The organism is Thalassomonas actiniarum, assembly GCF_000948975.2.
In the GTDB taxonomy this organism is placed as follows: domain Bacteria; phylum Pseudomonadota; class Gammaproteobacteria; order Enterobacterales; family Alteromonadaceae; genus Thalassomonas; species Thalassomonas actiniarum.
The window spans coordinates 4,278,863-4,298,560 of record NZ_CP059735.1; the positions used below are offsets into that span (position 1 = coordinate 4,278,863).

A 19,698-nucleotide genomic window follows, 5' to 3' on the forward strand; every position below is an offset into this window, starting at 1 on the left:
ACAAATGATCACCACCCTTAAGCCAGCATAACCGAGCCTCAACTGGCTAATATCTTGCGCAAGGTCGGGGCAGAAACCCCGACAAAGGTTGCAATATCCTGCCGGTTCATCCCCCCCTGCTCCGCCAAGCGGCTTAATATTTGCCTTAACTGTTGCAGACGGTTGATGCCGGGCGTTGGCGGCAGTTCAAGCCAGTCGGTTAGCGCCTCCACCAGCAAAAATTCCTGAACCTGCAGGACCGGCGGCAAGGCACTTTGGGATAAAGCCTCGATACGGCGCCGTAAAGTGGCTTCCGGTAGCCCCAGGATACGGGCAGACTTACTGATATTGCCCTTACCCTGTACTTTCGCTAAACGGATCACTTCAGCTTCAAGCCATTTTCCGCATTCAAAAATAGCATCACTGTCTTTTAAAATATTGATGCAGGAGGTCAGTGCCTGCACCATTTTATCCTGTGGCTGTACGCCGATATCGGCGACTTTATGCCCTTGTGTTTCAGCAGCAGTAAAATCTGCCATATCACTTACTGCTGACTGTCCGCTTCCCCCCTCAGCATTGCCATTAAAAGAGCATTCCCAACGATGACTCGGCTCCCGCAGCGTCAGATGGGTGGCATCGATATAGGGGCTGTTGCAAATAATCACCGCCCGCATCAACTGGTTTCTCAACTCACGAACATTGCCCGGCCAGTCATGCTGGCGCATCGCCCGGCTTGCCGTTTCGGTAAAGCCTTTAATTTCTTTGTTATAATGCTGGTTAAATTGACGCAGGTAATGCTCGGCAATCGGCATAATATCCATTGCCCTTTGCCGTAAATTTGGACTGTGCAGTGAAAAAACATTGAGACGGTAGAACAGATCCTTACGAAAACGCCCTTTTTCAACCTCGGTGGCTAAATCCCGGTTGGTGGCGACAATCAGGCGGACATCAACCGTTTCAACCTGGTTACTGCCCACCGGAGAAAAGGTGCCTTCCTGGGCAAAACGCAGCAAGTGAATTTGCAGCTCCAGCGGCAACTCACCGATTTCATCTAAAAACAGGGTGCCGGTATCCGCTTCTTTAAATTTCCCTAAATGGGATTCATTGGCATTGGTAAATGAGCCTTTTTTATGGCCAAAGAGCTCGCTGGCGATCAAACTCGGTACTATTGCCCCGCAGTCCACCACCACATAAGGTTTATGCTTGCGTAAACTGACCTTGTGTATCATGCGCGCCAGCAACTCTTTACCTGTGCCCGATTCACCGGAAATCATCACAGGTGCATCGGTAGGCGCTAAGGTCCTGACCTCCTGCATCAAGCATTCCATGATTTTCGACTCAAATATCAACTCACTATCGAGCACATTTTCCTCAAATCCCTGTAATTCTTTTTGAATGCGCAACTGCTCTTTCGAGGCTAAAATCACCCGGTCAACGGCGACCCCTAAATAACCCGACAAGGTCTCCAGCGCCGAAATCTGTTTTTTGTCCAACAGATGCCCGCTCTTTCGGTATAACAGCAGCAAACCCAAGCCCCTGTGCTCGACGCTGAGCGGCAAGCCGTAACAGCAGGTATGCTCCGGGTTCTCGCTATCGACAGAAAAAAGTTTCGTTTCGCCGCTAAAAGCCAGTTCGTTGATTTGTGGAGTAAGTTTGAAATTAAAATCTGCAGGGTCCAGGGAAGATAACTCGGTATTGATATCCTTGACAATCAACTCAACCGGCTCATTATCGAGTTTTAACCAGAAGGCGCCGGCAACAAGCTGCAGGGACTGCATTAAATTACTCACTATCCCTTCGGATAGGGAGTGGATATCGGTGCAATGGACAACGGTATTGACCGAATTCCACAATAACATCAACCCTTTAATATCATTATTGATATCAGGGGAAAATTTCCCGCTCATACGGTCAATATCGGCAAGAAAGTGATGCTGTTTGTCTTCCTCCCAGCAACGAATACAATCCCCCCCGGCTTCATGGGCGGTATTTAATGCCCAGGTAGCATGTCTGAACAGGGTGATCGGTAAATTAATGCCGCTGGCATCATTACCTTGCTCTAATTCTGCAATACCTATGCTGAAGGTCAGCGACACCTTGTCGCTATAATACCTGTGATTATTCAATCGCTTGTGAATACGTTTGGCTACCACCATGCCCCCCTGCAGGCAAGTATTGGGTAACGTTGTGCTAAATACTGCGCCGCCGTAACGAGTAGCCAGATCTATCACCCGAATTTCTTTATTGATCACCTCGCTGATTTCACCGATGATGACATCCCCGACCTTCTCTCCCCATTTCTCATTGACCCAGTCAAAATTATCCGGATTGATCAATAACAGGCAGGCCTGGCTTTTCTCTTCGCCCTGGCGATCAGATACCCGGTTTTTATATTCGGGCATTTTAAAATCCGACAAATCTGCCAGGCACCTGAGCATAATGGATGCCCCGGTACACTCTTGTTGTTCATTGAGGATAGGACCAACAATGCCATCTACCAGGGAAATGCCATTTTTAACTTCAATTTCAACCGGTAAGATCCTACTGACCGACTGGGTCCTGACGGTATTTTCAATCAAGCGGGTCAAACGCATTTTAGACTCTGGAGTGGTACAGACCAGCGCGGTATGCCAGGGTTTAAGAATGACATTGGCGCTTTCAAAGGTCAGCAGCTGGCAGGCATTGGAGTTGATGCCGTCGATAAAACCGTTAATATCGGTTAATAAGATGCAGTCACCGATACAGCTCAAAGCTGTTTTTAGAATATATTGATTATTAAGGAGTTTCTGTTGCCTGGCAAACTCATCCACCGCCAGGTCGATGGCAATTTCCAACTCCCGTCGGTTAATGGGTTTAAGAATGTAACCCTGGGGGTTGATTTCCTTGACTCTTCTTAGGGTTTCTTTATCGGAATAAGCGGAAATAAAAATCACCGCCACCGACATAATTTTATTGAGCTCACGCAAAATTTCGATGCCGTCGCAGCCGTCACGCAGCCTAATATCGGACAAGACAATATCCGGTTTGACCACAGGAATTTCCTGCAACGCCTTCAGGCTATCGTGGGCAACACCAAGTACTTGAAAACCGAGAGACTCAAGGTTGACCTTTAAATCATGTGCAACTATTGCTTCATCTTCAATGATATAAATTCTATGTGTCATAGTCCGTTATTTAACGATAATTAGTACGTGATTAAAGATTGATTCGCATGAAAAAGTTTATTATTAGTCTGCTAACAAGAGTGTAGTGCAGATGTAGAGATTTTGCGTTTTACTGACGCCAATAAATTTTATTTAACGCTTTGTTTACTATTTCCAGCACTTGCTATATCCCCAAAGGAAAAAAAGTGCTGACAGAGAAGCCGCTAAAGCGAAATACTGGTCAAAAAAAGGAGCAAAGCCCTTAAGGTCTATTGCTCCAAAAAATGTACCGGCTTTTACAATATAAAAACACCGATGTCATCACTGCCGGCAACATTGATAACAGCTAACGAACAGATGATTTCAGTATCTACTCCTGAGACACCCAAACATTCGCTTCGATTTTATCGGCCATGGTCGAATGACTATCCACCCATAGATAACCGTCCGCCCATAGATAGCCGTCCGCCCATAAATAGCCGTCTGCCCATAAATAACCGTCCGCCCACAAATAGCCGTCCGCCCACAGATAACCGTCCACCCACAGATAACCGTCTTGCCAGAGATAACCGCTGCCTTCAAGGCCGCTGATATAATATTGACCGTTTTCATCCTGATTGGCCCGTCCGCCAAAATGGCTGGTACCGGCCAGATCGGCATCAACATCCAATCCCTGATTGGCACAGCCGGCGGCAGAAGAATAAACCGCCTGGTAGGCATCAATTAAGCCGCTCCCCTGCTGGAAGATACTGACCGCCAGCTGGCCCTGTCCATTGACGGCAGGCTGGCCGGCACTGAGCAGTCGGCATTTGAGCTCATCGGGTGATAAATTGACATCTTGCTCAAGTACCAGTGCGGCAATACCGGAGACTATCGCCGCGGCCTGGGAAGTACCGGACATCATAAACCAGCCGATACCGTCAAAGAATTCGGGGTGATCCTGTGCCAGCTTACCATCACTGGGCATAAAGCCGAGAATATGCCCGCCGGGCGCCACCAGCTCAGGTTTGACAAAACCTTCATAGGTTGGGCCTGCGGCAGAGAAACGGGCTAGGAAATCATCGCTGCTGTTGGTCACCGAATAATTATCCGATACCGCACCAACCGTCATCACATAAGGCACATTACCCGGCACCCCTATCGTCATGGCATCGGGACCGGTATTACCGGCGGAGGCAACAACAAAGATGCCCGCCTGCCAGGCTTTCATCACCGCCTGATTTAATAAATCATCCCAGTAGTGAGACTGAACTGACGTACTTAACGACAGGTTTAAAATACGGATATTGTATTTTTCCTTGTTGGCGATCACAAAATCTATGCCGCGGATCACATCGGCATAAGTGCCCTGGCCGTTAGTGTCCAGGGCTTTTACCGCCACCAGGTTGGCATTGGGGGCAATGCCGTTATAACTGTTTTCATATTCGCCGGTCATGGCATCTACCTTAGGCAGGGAGCGGACGATAATCGAACTGATATGGCTGCCGTGACCGTTGCCGTCCTCCAGATAACCGTGACGCTCAGCGTCAAATTTATCAAATATATGAGTATCGACTAAGGTATCGCTGATCGCATTATAAAAAGCCTTGATGCGGTTGCCGCCGTTGACCTTATATTGCATCGACCAGTCGAAATCTCCCCGCAGACCCGAGTCAACTACGGCAACGGTCACACCATCGCCGGTGATCCCCTGTTCATGTAAGATATCCGCCTTGACCATAGCGGGATAAAAACTGTCCCGGTAGGCATCATTAAGGCTTTGGATCAAACTACCCTGCCCCTCGATAAAAGCTTTGCTGGAATCATCCAGGGCAAAAGTTAAGTTAATCTGGTATAAACCGGCATCCGTTGCCGGTTCATGGGTAAACACCAGGCCATATTCGGTGATTTTATTTTTGCTCAAATCAGCATGAGTCCCCAACATTTGTGAGGTTAAGGTCAGGTACATATACACACCGTCACTGGTGGCGGTTAAATTACCGGTATCCACACCGCCGGAGTTGTTCACGGTAAACTGAGCCAGAGGGCCATTTACTATCGGCCAGGCCAACTCGATTGAGCTTAAAGCAAAATTGTTGTTTGCCCGGTTGACCAGTTTCCAGCGGGTATAGTTGGCATCAAAAGTTAAAAAGGGCTCGGCATCGATATAACTCGATACCGGGGCATTAAGAATAGGAATACTATTACCGCCGCCCTTGCCACCGCCCTTGCCATTCCCTTTTCCCCCGCCCTTACCATTTTTGCTTGCGGTAATCGCCAGGCTTTTACTGTTTTTTTGAATGCGGATAATGCCCGGGGTTTGCTTTAAGCGCTTGCGGGTCACATTATCCAGTGTCACCGCCAGGGCATTAATCGCTTCAAGCTTATGGCTGACCTCCAGATTAAACTGCTCGGCTATCGCCATCAGGATCTCCATACTTTGCCCTTGAATCAGGTAAGAATGGTGAGTATTCGCGGATAAAACCTCGGGAAAGGCCTCTAGCCGGGTATTTACTACCGGCTGATTTTCAGTTATCACCGTAGGCAGGTTTTCCGCTTCCCCGTATCTTCCATCCCCGGCATTGCTGATATCGAACAGTAATAAGCCAAAGCCAATTAAAGTAATTCCTCCGATAATGCTGGTCAGTCTATGCTTAATAATCACATTTAGCGCAATAAGCCAAGTAGTCTTCACCAAAGAAAAATTCATACTTCCACCTCCATTGAATTTTCATCAGCAAAGGTTCTACACTTTTTATGCCAATAACTGTAAGCCATAGCAAAAAAATGATAGTAACTTGATTTAAAAGACTATTCACCTTTATTTGACTCAAAATCTCTGTTGCCAGTCACGAATAAACACTAAATCGAACAAAGAATAAAAAAATGACGAAAGAAGTGGCGAAAGAAGTGACGAAAACGAATGGAACTGAAACATACGGCGAAAATAAAACATGCACTTTTAACAAGCAATAAACATCAAACAATAGCGCAACACGGCAGAGCCCCGCCAATCGACGGGATTGCTCATCCACTCATTGCTGACAAGAAATGAAGGAGATTACTCCTGATCTACCCAGGAGTTCCCCCCCATAACACCGGAGGCAATTTCATTCCAAAATGAGCTTTCGTTCCGGAACGAGCCCTCATTCCAAAAAGATCCCTCATACCAGATACTGCCTTCATTCCACATCGAACCTTCATTCCACAAACTGCCATCGGGGGCTGGCAGGGCAAAACGGCCGTTTTCATCGATCAGCGCCGGCCCCTGAAAGTGTCGGCTGCCTTCAAGATCGGCATCAATATCTAATCCCTGGTTGGCACAGCCGGAAACATCACTCTTGCTGGCGGCATAAATATCCATTAATCCCGCCCCCTGCTGGAACGGCGAATAACGCAATAAACCATTCTCTGCCACCGCCGACCTAGCACTGTGCATTAGCCGGCATTTAACATCATCCGGGCTAAACCCAGGTTCGGCTTGCAATAATAACGCGACGGCGCCACTGAACACGGCAACTGCCTGTGAGGTGCCCGACATCACAAAAAACTTTTTACCGTCACTAAAGCCCGGATATTTGTTGGCAATGGTTGCCTGGCTGTGCATCATACCCAGCAGGTATCCCCCCGGCGCCAACAAATCAGGCTTGACAAAAGCCTCCAGGGTCGGCCCCGACGCTGATCGCATAGGGCACGTTTCCGGGGACAGTAACAGAACCCGGCACCGGCCCGGTATTGCCGGCTGAAGTCACCGCCACAATACCCGCCTGCCAAGCCTTCATCACCGCCTGATTCAGAAGATCATCCCAATAATAGGGACGGGACTGTGCGCCATATGACAAATTCAATACCCGGAGATTGAGCGCCTCAGCATTGTTCACAACATAATCGATACCGGCAATAACATCCATATAATTCCCCCCTAAATCATCAAAGGCGCACACTAACACCAGGCCAGCCTCAGGTGCCATGCCCTGGGCATTGACCTGCCTCGTACACCTTGTCAGGTCAAACTCAGAGCTGGCATAACTGCTGGCGATAACACTGGCAACATGGCTGCCGTGACCATGCAGATCCAGCACATCTGTTCTACCATCATCTAAAAGGTTTAAGGTATCAATGATCCTGTTATCATCTTCAGCGCCTATACTTTCATTGCTAAAACTGCCGGTATCAAGTATGGCTATATTCATCCCTTGCCCGGTGCTCCCCTGCTGATGCAAGTTATTCGCACCGGTTTGCATGGCCAGATAAGCAGACATATGGCCGGGATCTTTATAAAAGTGCACATTATCTATGGCGAAATAACCCCGATCGGCACTTTTCGGCGCACTTGCCAGCTCAAAACGCAACTGGTCGCCATGTCGGCATAACGGCTGACATGATAACGTCGCTTGCCCTTTAACCCGCTCTTTTTCGGGGTCAGGGTATCAAAATTAACGGTATCGCCGCTAAACAGCACTTTCAATTTTTCATCCTGTGCCAACCCCGCCAGTTCAAAATCAAAGGTGAAGCATTAAAGACTCGGTACTTCTCGGCAGTGACACCTGACGACTGATCCAGCCGCCCCCTGGTTAGGGGTAAGGACCAGAAAGCCGTTATCAATACAGATATGGCCATTGTCGGCGCCATCACTATTATCCGGCTCCCACTCCCACCATTTGCTTTCCCAGCGATCGACACCGTCATGATTGTCAAAACTGATACCGCTAAAAGTATCGAGGACATCAAAGTCCGGTCCACAGCTGTTCGGGGAAGGGAGTGCAACACTTTCTTTACTTCCGTCTTTACCCGCTAAAGCCAGTTGCTGATCAGGATAAAAAACCAGTTCCGGGTTGGCTTGCTCCAGTGTGGCTTTTTCCCTCAGGGTAAGCTCAGTACCTACGGCATTGATAATACCCAGGGTTTTAAGCACAGGTAACTCACTTTGCCTGAGCAAGCGGTTAAAAATTCAACATTTTTTCCCTGCACCAAGTAACGTTGGCTTGGCTTTACTTCACTACCGGGCCCGACAGCACTGAAATAGCCAAACCTAACCAGCTCATTGTTGAGCTGTTGTATCAGTTCTTTGCCAAGCCCTGGCTTAAACGATAAAACAGGATAAAACTTGTCAGCAGGATCACCAGTAAGCCGATAACCCGGGCAAAGCGATATTTTCGATAGAAAATGTTCAAGATAAAAAAGTTTCATTACTCTTACTCCTGTGATACCCAGACATTCGAAGATATGCGACTATCCGCCCAGACATAACCGTCCGCCCAGACATAACCGTCTGCCCAGACATAACCGTCCGCCCAGACATAGCCATCTGCCCAGACATAGCCATCTGCCCAGACATAGCCATCCGCCCAGACATAGCCATCTGCCCAGACATAGCCATCCGCCCAGACATAACCGTCTGCCCAGACATAACCGTCCGCCCAGACATAACCCGTGCCCTCAAGGCCGCTGATATAAAAGTCGCCGTTTTCATGCTGACGGCTGCGCCCGCCAAAATGCTGCTGCCCGGCAATATCGGCATCAATATCCAATCCCTGGTTGGCACAACCAAAAGCCAGGTTGTTTATCGCCTTAGTGACATCAATTAAACCGCTGCCCTGCTGAAAAATACTGACGGCCAACTGACCTTGCTCGTCAAGTGCCGGATTGGCGCTCATCATCAAGCGGCATTTCACTTCATCCGGGGTCAGCTCCGGATTATGCTCCAACATCAGGGCCACACTGCCCGAGACGACCGCCGCCGCCTGGGAAGTACCCGACATCATGAACCAGCGGTTGAGATCATGATATTCAGGGTGCGTGGTTGCCAGATAGGAATTTTTATTCATGCTGCCGAGAATATGCCCTCCGGGCGCCATCACTTCCGGTTTAACAAAGCCTTCATAGGTAGGCCCTGATGATGAAAAACTTACCAGCTTGTCATCACTGATATCTGTCGGGGTGAAACTATCCGTCATCGCCCCGACGGTGATCACATAAGGGACATTGCCCGGTACGCCGATTGACATAGGATCCGGGCCATTATTGCCGGCAGACGCCACCACCACTATGCCTGCGGCCCAGGCGCGCATCACCGCCTGATTTAATGGATCCTGCCAGTAATGGGATTTTACCGGGGCACTGAGGGAAAGGTTGAGCACCCGGATATTATATTTATTTTTGTTGTTAATAATAAAGTCGATGCCGCGTATGACATCGGCATAACTGCCATTACCGTTATCGTCAATAGCTTTGATCACTAACAGCCGGGCATTAGGGGCGATACCGTTAAATGAGCCGCTGCTCTCCCCGCTAGTGATATCCAGGCTTTCCTTTGAATGGACAATCACCGAAGCGATATGGGCACCGTGACCAAAACCGTCATCGTCGGCAATACCGGAACGGACAAGGTCGCCAAAAGTGTTGCTATCCAGCAAAGCCGTGTCGGTCAATTTGTCACCAACCGCGTCATAAACCGCTGCCAGGCGGTTGTTACCGGCGATATCAAACTGCAAATTGTTATCCCGGGATAAACCGCTGTCGATCACCGCAATGGTGACGCCGGCACCGGTAAGCCCGTTGCGGTGCGCCTTATCGGCTGTCACCACAGTAGGAAAAAAGGTATCCCGGTCACGCCCCTGTAACATCATCCCTTCACCAAAAGTGAATTGGCCATAGCTGCCATCACTCAAGTGAAAGCGAACTTGATATTGGCTCATGTTATTCGCGGGCCTGTGCTCAAAAGTCCATTGAAAATATTTATCTACGCCCCCTCTCAGTGCTTTTTGTTTCTTTAAAGCCGTACCCGGGATCACGCTGGTGTAATATAAACCATCGGCACTGAGTTCACCCGGCTCGGCCACACCGTTAGTTAAAGGCGTGTCTAATACTGAAAACTTGGTCAAGCGGCCATTTTTCTTCGGCCAGCTCATTTCAATACGCTCGATCTCTAACTTATGATCACCGGTATTACGTACGCCTAAACTCATCTTTTTATGAATTAACGTCAGAAAAGGTTCTGTTTTCAGATAATCTGAAACATTGTCGCTTACCTCAGTTGCTGTCTCTGCCAACCCGCTAAATCCCAGCATAACTGAGCTACCATCATCATCTGCAGAGTCGCCGCCTCCCTTGACCTTACCACTCACGTGCACCTGGCTATTAAGGGTTAAGGCTGTGACTTGCGGCAGATGTTTCAGTTGTAAAAACTGGCTATGGGTGAGATCTGCAACCAGGCTGTTAATGATTGCCAGCTCATGGCTGACAGCCAATTGCAATTGCCCTGCTACCGTCAGCAGTTCGGTCATACTGCTCCCCTGAATAATAAAGGATGCCTGTCTGGCGGCTGCTGCTGAAGGTAAAAAGCCAGCTCCCTCCTGAGGTTGTTGATTATTTATTGCCAGCATATACAACAACACGATGAGCAAAAAAACGCCAATGCCTCCTCTCAAAGCAGATATGTTAAAAATCAACCGTTTACTGCTATCAAATAATTCCATAATGATGACCTCAAGTATTTACATCTAAAGCAGGTAATACAGGTTTTACGCCAACTACTTACAAAACAAACAAAAACACATACCACCTTGTTTTTAAAGTACTTATAAAGTTAATTAACGCCACAAATAAATGTATTTCAGGTGCTGAAAAAATAATGAAAAAAATAACGAAAAAAATAACGAAAAGAATTACGAAATGGACAAATACAGTGAAAGATATGGCGAACAATTTAAATACGAATGAAAATCAAAAGCTTACTCTAGACATTTAAAAAATTACGCTTAATCAAATGTAATAACAGTCACTCATTAGCAGGAGCAAAATTTAATAAGACATGCAAGAGAATTGTGGGTTAGCTCTCGAATCTCAGGAAAAATATCAAAGAGGAGGGAAAAGTACGGCACATGCTTAAAACTAAATCAGAAAAAACAAATAAGCCCGAAAATTAATTCCGTTAACACTTACCGCACTTTACTGCTTTCATATACTCCTTTAAATCCGGAACAACTGGCCTGCACGGACCATTACCGACAAAAACTTACTCTTGGCCAACCCAGACATTTGGCTGTATGCTGCCACTGGCCTGGATATTACCATCGACCCATAAATAGCCATCAGCCCATAAATAGCCATCAGCCCATAAATAGCCGTCAGCCCATAAATAACCGTCGGCCCACAAATAACCGTCGGCCCATAAATAACCATCGGCCCACAAATAACCATCAGCCCATAAGTAGCCACTGCCTTCGATACCGTCAATATAATAATTGCCATTGGCATCCTGGTTGGCCCGACCGCCAAAATGACTGGTGCCGGCAAGATCGGCATCAATATCCAGCCCCTGGTTGGCACAGGCAGTTGCCGAAGAATAAACCGCTTCATAGGCATCAATTAAGCCGCTGCCCTGCTGGAAAACACTTACCGCCAGCTCCCCCTGAGCATTTAATACCGGGTTGCCGGCACTGATCAAGCGGCATTTCACTTCATCCGGCGTTAAAGTAGGATCTTGCTCCAAAACCAGGGCAACAACACCCGAGACCACCGCCGCCGCCTGTGAAGTCCCCGACATCATAAACCAGCCCTGCCCATCAGAAAAATTGGGATAATTACCCGGTATAAAGGCACCCGGGGGCATATAACCGAGAATATGGCCGCCGGGAGCAACCAGCTCAGGTTTAACAAACCCTTCATAAGTAGGACCCGCCGCAGAAAAAGTGGCCAGAAAATCATCGCTGTTATTGGTCACAGAGTAATTATCAGATACCGCCCCGACGGTAACCACATAAGGCACATTGCCCGGTACCCCTATGGTCATGGCATCCGGCCCGCTATTACCGGCAGATGCAACCACAACAATGCCCGCCTGCCAGGCACGCATGACCGCCTGGTTGAGGAAATCATCCCAGTAATGGGATTGCACCCCCGCACTGAGTGACATATTCAATACCCGGATGTTATACAGGTCTTTGTTGGCGATAACAAAGTCTATGCCGCGGATCACATTGGCGTAAGTGCCCTGGCCATTGCTGTCGAGGGCTTTCACCGAAACCAGGTTAACATTAGGAGCGATACCGTTATAAGCCCCTGTAAATTCGCCGGTATTGATATCCTGTTCAGGTAATGACCTGGCAATAATGGAGCTGATATGAGTGCCGTGTCCATGACCGTCCTGTAACAAACTCCCCTGCTCGGCATCGTTAAGATCAAATACAGCGGTATCGATCAAGGTATCATCTATGGCATTATAAAAAGCTTTGATGCGATTACCCCCTTGTGCCAGATATTGTATTGACCATTCGGGATCGGCACGCAAACCTGTGTCTATCACCGCTACTGTCACCCCGAGCCCGGTGATCCCTTGCTGTTGTAAAATATCGGCATTGACCATGCCAAGATAAAAAGTATCGCGGTAAACACTGTTGTCGTTCGGCAACAAGGTTCCCTGCCCGTCGGTATATTCTTTTACCGAGGCATCTCCGGCAAAGGTCAATTTAAGCTGGTATTGAGTGGAGGCAGTTGAAGGGACATTTTGAAAGAACAAATCATAGCTAAAAGTATGGTTTGCTGCCAGGGAGGCATCAGTGCCCAGCATAGCCGGGGTTAACGTCAGATACATATGGGTGCTGTCACTGCTTGGGGTTAAAGCAGAAGTATCCAGCTGCAGACCATTGCTGGTACTAAACTGCATTAAGGTCCCGTTTTCCAGCGGCCAGGCCAAATCAATCGAACTTAAAGCAAGGCTGATCCCGGCACGGTTAATCACTTTCCAGCTGCTGTTGTTACCACTGAAGATTAAAAAGGGTTCGCCGCCGATATTTTCAGCCTCCGACGCCCCTAAAAACAGCCCTTTCGGGTTTCCGCCTTTATCGCCACCTTTGCCACTGCCTTTAGCCGTAACTTTCAGGTTTTTACTGTTTTTCTGCATTCGGATAATACCCGGCTGCTGCTGTAACTGCTTATAGGTCGCCAAGTCCATGGTGACAGCCAGGGCATTGATCGAACTAAGCTTATGGCTCACATCGAGCTTGAACCTGGCAGCAATTGCCATGAGCGCTTCCAGACTGTGACCCTGGATAAGATAGGAGTCCTTGCCCGTATTGTCGGGTATAGGCACTTTCGTCAGGTAGGGTGTAGGCGGGCTTGCTTTGAAATGTTTTCCCGAACTGGTATCAAAAAGTAACAGGGCGCAACCGAGCAGGCAAATAAGAGCAACAGCAAAGAGTAATTTATTGTTTTTAATCTGTAACAACAGATTTTTATCAAGTGAAAAAAACATACTAACCACCTTTATTGAGTTTACGTCTCCATGGCTAATACACGCTTTATGCCAGTAAGGAATAAAAACAGTGGTTTTGGCAATAAAAAAACTAAGTAGTTGATATTTAATAAGATAGAATGCTTTCTCGGGCAAAATAAGTTTACGGTATGCTGACCTTACCGGCTGGCCAACCCGGCAAATGAAAAAAGCGGTTGAAATTATTGATGAATAAACTGAAAGTTATGATTGTCCAGTGAAACTTTTATAGAAAAAAATGATAACGTCAACCATGAAAAAGATGGCCAAGATAACAAAATAGCAGATAAATAAGCCGGTTTATCCAGGACATGATGGCATCATCTGCTTGCCAACACAGTGCCCGAAACTGACATAGCCGCAGCCTGTTGTGTTTTAACATTAGCCTTCCCGCTTGATTAAACCGCCTAGCCCGGGCATTAAAAAGCCTTGCCGGCTCTTTAATGCCCGGACTAGGCACCCGTTATTCTTGTACAGGTATCTGTTGCAGGCTCATAGGGAGCACAGTTTCATTCCACAGAGAACCTTCATTCCAGATAAAGCCCTCGTTCCAGATAAAACCCTCGTTCCAGATAGAACCTTCGTTCCAGATAGAACCTTCGTTCCAGATAGAACCCTCGTTCCAGATAGAACCCTCGTTCCAGATAGAACCCTCGTTCCAGATAGAGCCCTCGTTCCAGATAGAACCTTCGTTCCAGATAGAGCCCTCGTTCCAGATAGAGCCCTCGTTCCAAATCGACCCCTGGTGCCAAATACTGCCATCGCTCCTGATGATATAGAACTCCCCCAGCTCATTTGCACGTACCGGCCCGGTATAATGAACAGAGCCGGCAAGATCCGCCTCAATATCCAAGCCCTGATTAGCACAGGCGTAGCTGGTATCGCTCAGGGCTGCAGCCAGATTTAAACTACCGGCTCCCTGACGCATAGGGCTATAGGCCAGGTTATTGTCATCCAGCGTTGCCAGCTTAGCACTGTGCATCAAGCGACATTTTATATCGTCCGGTTGCAGGCTCGGATCTTGCTGTAATAACAAGGCTACCGCCCCGCTAACCACAGCTGCCGCCTGGCTGGTTCCCGACATCACCATAAAATGCTCATTATCCCGGTCGAGAAATTTTGGGTATAGCTGGCTAAGATAGCTGTCCGGCACGGCATAGGACAGCATATGCCCGCCGGGAGCAACAATTTCAGGCTTGATAAAACCTTCATATGTGGGGCCAGCAGAAGAAAACCGGGTAATTCTGTCATCGCTGGTCAGTGACTTGGTATAATTGTTGGTGATCGCCCCGACACTGATGATATAAGGGAGGTTGGCGGGTACAGTAATGGTCATGGGAGCCGGACCGGTATTGCCCGCAGAGGCGACCACAGTAACTCCCGCCTGCCAAAGTTTCATTACCGCCTGGTTGACCGGATCATCCCAATAATTGGACTGTACCTTACCGCCAAAGGATAAATTTAACACCCTGATATTATATTGCTCCCGATTGGTTAACACCCAGTCAAAGGCGGCAATCACATCACCGTAGCTGGCCATGCCATTGGCATCAAATGCCTTAACACTGATCACATCCGCAGCAGGCGCTACCCCCAACTGCAAGCTACCGACGCACTTATTAGGCCCGGAAAAGTCACCAGTGGCTATACCAATAACATGGGAACCATGGCCATGCTGGTCGTTATAACGAGTATCGGCATTGGTATCTGCAATCACGCTATGGCGAATAATTTGCTTAACGTCGGTTTCGATCATACCGGCATTCGTATCCACTTCTCCAACTGCCCCTACGCCGCCAGTGCCCGTCATAGCATCCAGATAGCCTAGATATAAGCCGGTATCGATAAAAGCAATACCCACCCCTGCCCCGTCAAGCTCTTCGGACAAAGTCAAACCAGCATGTTGTCTGGCATAATTTCCGGGATGTTCGGTATCAACCACCAGCTGGACATTATCGATAAAAAAAGCCGACTCTCTGCTGGTAAAGCCCCCGGGAAACCGAAAGCCTAAGGTTTTATATTTCTGGTGATCGCCGGTTAAGTCGATAGATATTCTTCGTTTTACCGCCAGGGCATCACCGGTAAAGCTTTGCAAAACCTTAACGCTGCCGGTTTCGGTAATAAGATAAAGCTGCATCACGTCATTCACCGTGGCACTCGCACTGGCCTGGAGATCAAACCCCAACTCTAAATAGGTTTCATTGGCAACGCTAAAGTCCCGTTGGATCTGGGGGGCGGCCAGATTAAAAGGGCCACGGATTTCCAATGCCTGGTTGTTGATCTTGATATTGCCGCTCAGGGCACCGCTGATCATGCCGCTATTGAGATCCTGCTCCAGCCAGTCACCATCAAAAGGCAGTGTGCCGTCATTATTGCTAAAGACCCCTGAGCTGAAACTGTCTAACATGGAAAATTCATGGCAGGTTTGCGGCGCCACCTCCTCAAGATTACTACCTCCTGTCGCTAAAACCATTCTCTGATCGATATAAATGCGTTTCACCTGAGGCTGGCGCTGCAGCCAGTTTTTTTGCTGCTTATTTAATACCACGCTTAACGCACTGATGATCGCCAGCTCCCGCTTTATTTCAATATTTTCTTTTAACAGCAGGGCCTTAAGCTCATTTAAATCTCCCTGCACCAGATAGCTGCGCCCCTCCCAGGCCTTCTCCTGAACAAGTTGTGCCGGGACCGTTGGTGATACTGCTGCCCCTTGAGGCGCTTCGGAGTCAGTTAACACATGCTCTGTTTTTTGTTGCAATGCGAATAAAATAAAGGCGCCGATCAGCAGAAAAGCCAAGAGAATTTTAACAATAAATAAATGTTCAAAAGCTCTGGATACATTTGCTTTCATTATAGTGACTCCCGGATCAGGCCAAAATTTGCTTCCAAATGCTTGTTTTCCCATAAATATCCCGCATTCAATGCGGAAAAGGCGTTTTCGGTAAAACAGCTCTGAGTGTCCGTATTACCCAGGCATGCCTGATTTCCGACGTATTCACGAAAATATTCCTTTCCTGCCAAAAAGCTTAAAGGTAAAAGGCCCCACTGAGCAGAAACACCGGCTTCTGCGCTATGCTGCGCTGGCATCGGAAATACACTATCCGTCAGCTTCTGACCAAGCCCCAACGCCCATGCTGGCCTTTGTTCGTTCTGCACGTTTTTCATTTCCAAAGACACTACAGGATGATGCGAGAACTTATCAGCTTCATCCTGATCATATTGCACATGCTTGATCACAAAATAGCAAAGGGCCAGAAACCCGGCACTGAAAAAAAAGACCTCTATCAAACTTCTGAGCATACAAGTATTCGATGTCGATTGTTTGTTGTTAACAGAAAACTGCATCGTTACCGCCTTATATCAAGTTACACCTTCAGGACTAATACATGCTTTATGCCAAAAGAAGAGGTTTACTTTTTCCAAGTTATAACCACTTGTATCTATTAATTTAATAGATAGGGTTTATCGCAGAGCAGTAAAAAATTAAAGATCTCCTGCCTCCCGGGAGATACGGAAAAAGAAAAAAATGAAGACGACAAAGAAAGAAGCTGCGAAAAAATTCACTGCACCGAAAATAATGATTGAAATATCCGGCGAATCTTAGGGTTAATCCCAAACAGCCAGCCCTGTGCCGGTAACGATACCGTGCCCAGCCCTGGCTCGCTCTGAATAAATACAAAAGAATCTGACGGCTGAGGGGTTATCTTTACCTCAGCCAGAGAAAATTGATCATTTTCATCTGAGCTTGTTTCTTATAAGATCAGCCTTTATCGTCCAGCTTTGCCGAGTAAGTTTTGCCAGATCTCAAACCCGTTACCTTACCCTCGTTTTTAAGGAGAACCATGAAGGCCTACGCCTTAAAGGCGCATATAAGAAGCACAGGCAGTGATCTGCAGCGCATCGGCCGTTCAAGAAACTGGCAATTAAAAGCAAACCGTCAGCAATTACGCGAGATTATTGACATCATTCACCAGGAGAATGAACAGACCTGGTTATGGCTGGCCAAGTTATTAAAAAGCCACAGTGAAGATATCACCCATGATGAATTATTAGCTATCGCCCGGCGCAAACCCGGGATCACAGTCAATGAATTATTAACCCGGACAGATTGTACCCTGGCACAGGCAAGAACCGTAATCGACGAACTCGAAGGGCTTGATTAACTCCGCTTAAGGCAATATAAGGCTTACTGCCATAATTCACGCCCACCTCTGCCGGCAGTTTACCGTCATTAACGCTTACTTGAGAATTATATCAACAATACCATAACAAGATCAGTTGTTTACATATATAATAGCTAATTATCACTTCTATTAAGGTCAGCAAAATGTCATATACCCAGGAGCAGGTAGAAACCTTGAGCCAAGCCCTCACCCGGCAATTAGGTGAGCAACACCAATGGCAATGGGAAGATCAAAGGGAAGTATTATTGTCTGAGTTTTCTAAAGATAAAATAGAAACGACCCTGGAGGTGCTCAGGGAAAATTATCCCCACGAGTGGGACAGGAAAAATATCAAAAAAGCCCCTAAAGCCTTAAAACAACAGCTGGGAGATCTGGCGGTTTTATATAAAGAGCAGAAGTTATTCACCCAACCGGCGCAAGCCGATCAACCGGGTGGCGTCGCCGTCTGGTGGCCCTGGGGGCATGGCGGTACCATCTCTTTACGTATTAAACCATTACCGGAAAGTTATGCCACGGTACAAACTTCCGGACAAAACGGCTTGTTTAGCCGGATAAAACAACTCTTTTCCCGCTCTTCCGCCTAACTCAGCGACAAAAAAACCAGGCTGAAATATATTTTCAGCCTGGTTCCTTGTGACAACAGCTTGCTATAACGCCCAGTACGCCTGTTCCAGGCTATCTTCTCTTTCCGGTAAACCACGGGAAAGCCTGGGCGAGTGCTGTACCAGCACTTCATAGCTGACCCGGTTGGCGTATTTACTGATTTGCGATAATGAAGAATACGTCAGGGCTTTTTGCCTGTGCTTACTGGAATTATCAACATTAAGCTTATGATATACATTCGCGCATAAATCATGTAATAACGCAGACAAGGCACCGTCTCCGGCGCCATTGGTATTTTTAATGCTTTCCGGTCCGCCCATATAAGGTGCGGTATGGGTGTAGGCCCGGATAGGGTTCTTACAATCTTTATAGCGCATTGCCCGGGAAAACTCATAGCGGTTAAAATCAGGAATTTTGCCCGGCAGTAACTGGTGCTCGGTGGCGCGCTTAAACTCTTCATCAACGTAACCCGCCATAAAGAGTCCCTGGGCACCGGCGGTACAAATCACTAAATCGACCCAGTCCAGGGCAGCATCGGCAGCAAGCAAAGGATCGTCAAAACCGGAAATCGCCAGCCCTTCTTCTTCATTCATCGCCAGAATATCGACATGTTTTTTGACAAAGTCCTGCCACCACTTGGGATCTTCTTCGATCAGAAATTTCGTTCCTAAGGTCAATACTACAGGCACGCCGTGCTCATTGGCACATTCCACGGCCTTGATCGCCGCTTCAGTCATGGTATCTTCGCCTTCGGTGCGCATTAAATACGAACTGATCACCAAAGCCGAAGACTCGGCAATTAACTTTTCATCAATTGATTCCGGTTTTAAACGGTTAATCAAGCCATAATTCAGGGCAAAAGTCCGTTCACCGGTATCATCGATTAAAGTAAAACAACGGCCGATAGGGCCATTGATGGGTTGCAGATAATTCAAGTCCACCCGGCTGGAGGTGTTGCTGATAAAGCGGTAGGCATAACCACCGATTTTAATGTCTTCTGACATCACCCCCAGCAGTACCGAACGATCGTCCGCCAGCACAGAATAATTATGCATGGTATTGGCAATGGTGCCACCGGCATATTCATAATCCACCAGGTCTTCCGATTTTAAGCGCTGATAAAGGGCGTGGGTCACCTCATCATCAATCACCTGGGACATACCTCTTTTCAAATTAAATTCTTCAAGAAAGGCATTGTCCACTTTGGCTTCGATATCTACCAGGGTTTGATCGATACCGACAATATAGCTGCGCTCAAGCCGGGAATTGCGGTTGATTTGATTAGTAAGGGGATCTTTATCTTCAACGGGAAAATAATGCTTATGTTGGCGACGACCAGGAAACTTCATGAGCTGATAAAATCTTCAGAGAAACAAAGATGAAATTATAACTTAAATATCTCTGCCTAGACCAGCGCTTAAATAAAGTTTGTGCGCAATAACTTGATCAGACGTCTCTGCAGCAATAGCAACAGCAAGCAAACGCCGGCATTTGCTTGCTAATTATTGAGGAAGACCCCCTTGCTGAAAAAATGAAC

The 19,698-nt window shown here is 47.5% G+C and carries 11 protein-coding genes and 1 pseudogene; 2 read left to right on the plus strand and 10 right to left on the minus strand.

Annotated features, from left to right (window positions below):
• Window positions 1-38: 38 nt before the first annotated feature.
• The 9 genes and pseudogenes from SG35_RS18595 to SG35_RS18640 all read right to left on the minus strand — a co-directional run bounded on the left by SG35_RS18595 (window position 39) and on the right by SG35_RS18640 (window position 16,719).
• Complete coding sequence (locus tag SG35_RS18595) at window positions 39-3,143, minus strand: sigma 54-interacting transcriptional regulator (RefSeq protein ID WP_053043136.1); 3,105 nt, start codon at window positions 3,141-3,143, stop codon at window positions 39-41.
• Between the two features lie 349 nt (window positions 3,144-3,492).
• The gene (locus tag SG35_RS18600; RefSeq protein ID WP_053043137.1) at window positions 3,493-5,811 is read right to left on the minus strand and encodes a S8 family peptidase; all 2,319 of its coding nucleotides are present in this window, start codon (window positions 5,809-5,811) and stop codon (window positions 3,493-3,495) included.
• 351 nt (window positions 5,812-6,162) lie between these two features.
• A pseudogene (locus SG35_RS32125) lies at window positions 6,163-7,363 on the minus strand (S8 family peptidase).
• 32 nt (window positions 7,364-7,395) lie between these two features.
• Window positions 7,396-7,569, minus strand: a complete 174-nt coding sequence (locus SG35_RS18615) for a hypothetical protein (protein WP_160298315.1) — start codon at window positions 7,567-7,569, stop codon at window positions 7,396-7,398.
• Between the two features lie 48 nt (window positions 7,570-7,617).
• Complete coding sequence (locus tag SG35_RS18620) at window positions 7,618-8,016, minus strand: hypothetical protein (RefSeq protein ID WP_044833671.1); 399 nt, start codon at window positions 8,014-8,016, stop codon at window positions 7,618-7,620.
• A gap of 280 nt (window positions 8,017-8,296) precedes the next feature.
• Complete coding sequence (locus SG35_RS18625; protein ID WP_274055149.1) at window positions 8,297-10,387, minus strand: S8 family peptidase; 2,091 nt, start codon at window positions 10,385-10,387, stop codon at window positions 8,297-8,299.
• Between the two features lie 731 nt (window positions 10,388-11,118).
• Window positions 11,119-13,356, minus strand: a complete 2,238-nt coding sequence (locus SG35_RS18630) for a S8 family peptidase (RefSeq protein ID WP_274055150.1) — start codon at window positions 13,354-13,356, stop codon at window positions 11,119-11,121.
• A 481-nt stretch (window positions 13,357-13,837) separates the two neighbouring features.
• Window positions 13,838-16,225 (minus strand): S8 family peptidase, encoded by a 2,388-nt coding sequence (locus SG35_RS18635; RefSeq protein WP_053043388.1) that lies wholly within the window; start codon window positions 16,223-16,225, stop codon window positions 13,838-13,840.
• Window positions 16,225-16,719: a hypothetical protein gene (locus tag SG35_RS18640; protein WP_044835529.1), complete on the minus strand. Its 495-nt coding sequence runs from the start codon at window positions 16,717-16,719 to the stop codon at window positions 16,225-16,227. The genes SG35_RS18635 and SG35_RS18640 overlap by 1 nt, the downstream gene beginning before the upstream one ends.
• A 449-nt stretch (window positions 16,720-17,168) precedes the next feature.
• Between SG35_RS18640 and SG35_RS18645 the strand changes: the two genes are divergently transcribed.
• Both SG35_RS18645 and SG35_RS18650 read left to right on the plus strand, forming a co-directional pair.
• Entirely contained in the window at window positions 17,169-17,537 is a 369-nt protein-coding gene (locus tag SG35_RS18645; RefSeq protein WP_269082203.1) for a ribosome recycling factor family protein, read from the plus strand.
• 164 nt (window positions 17,538-17,701) lie between these two features.
• Entirely contained in the window at window positions 17,702-18,142 is a 441-nt protein-coding gene (locus tag SG35_RS18650) for a hypothetical protein (RefSeq protein WP_053043387.1), read from the plus strand.
• A gap of 63 nt (window positions 18,143-18,205) precedes the next feature.
• Here SG35_RS18650 and SG35_RS18655 read toward each other — a convergent pair whose 3' ends face one another.
• A complete protein-coding gene (locus tag SG35_RS18655; protein ID WP_044835527.1) occupies window positions 18,206-19,510 on the minus strand; it encodes an inosine/guanosine kinase in 1,305 nt (434 codons plus the stop codon).
• Window positions 19,511-19,698: the final 188 nt, after the last annotated feature.

Bases quoted from the DNA above. Each gene is read 5' to 3' on its own strand.
- SG35_RS18640 (WP_044835529.1), bottom strand. From the start codon at position 16,719: ATGCAGTTTTCTGTTAACAACAAACAATCGACATCGAATACTTGTATG.
- SG35_RS18600 (WP_053043137.1), bottom strand. From the start codon at position 5,811: ATGAATTTTTCTTTGGTGAAGACTACTTGGCTTATTGCGCTAAATGTG.
- SG35_RS18655 (WP_044835527.1), bottom strand. From the start codon at position 19,510: ATGAAGTTTCCTGGTCGTCGCCAACATAAGCATTATTTTCCCGTTGAA.
- SG35_RS18635 (WP_053043388.1), bottom strand. From the start codon at position 16,225: ATGAAAGCAAATGTATCCAGAGCTTTTGAACATTTATTTATTGTTAAA.
- SG35_RS18595 (WP_053043136.1), bottom strand. From the start codon at position 3,143: ATGACACATAGAATTTATATCATTGAAGATGAAGCAATAGTTGCACAT.
- SG35_RS18630 (WP_274055150.1), bottom strand. From the start codon at position 13,356: ATGTTTTTTTCACTTGATAAAAATCTGTTGTTACAGATTAAAAACAAT.
- SG35_RS18650 (WP_053043387.1), top strand. From the start codon at position 17,702: ATGTCATATACCCAGGAGCAGGTAGAAACCTTGAGCCAAGCCCTCACC.
- SG35_RS18625 (WP_274055149.1), bottom strand. From the start codon at position 10,387: ATGACCGAACTGCTGACGGTAGCAGGGCAATTGCAATTGGCTGTCAGC.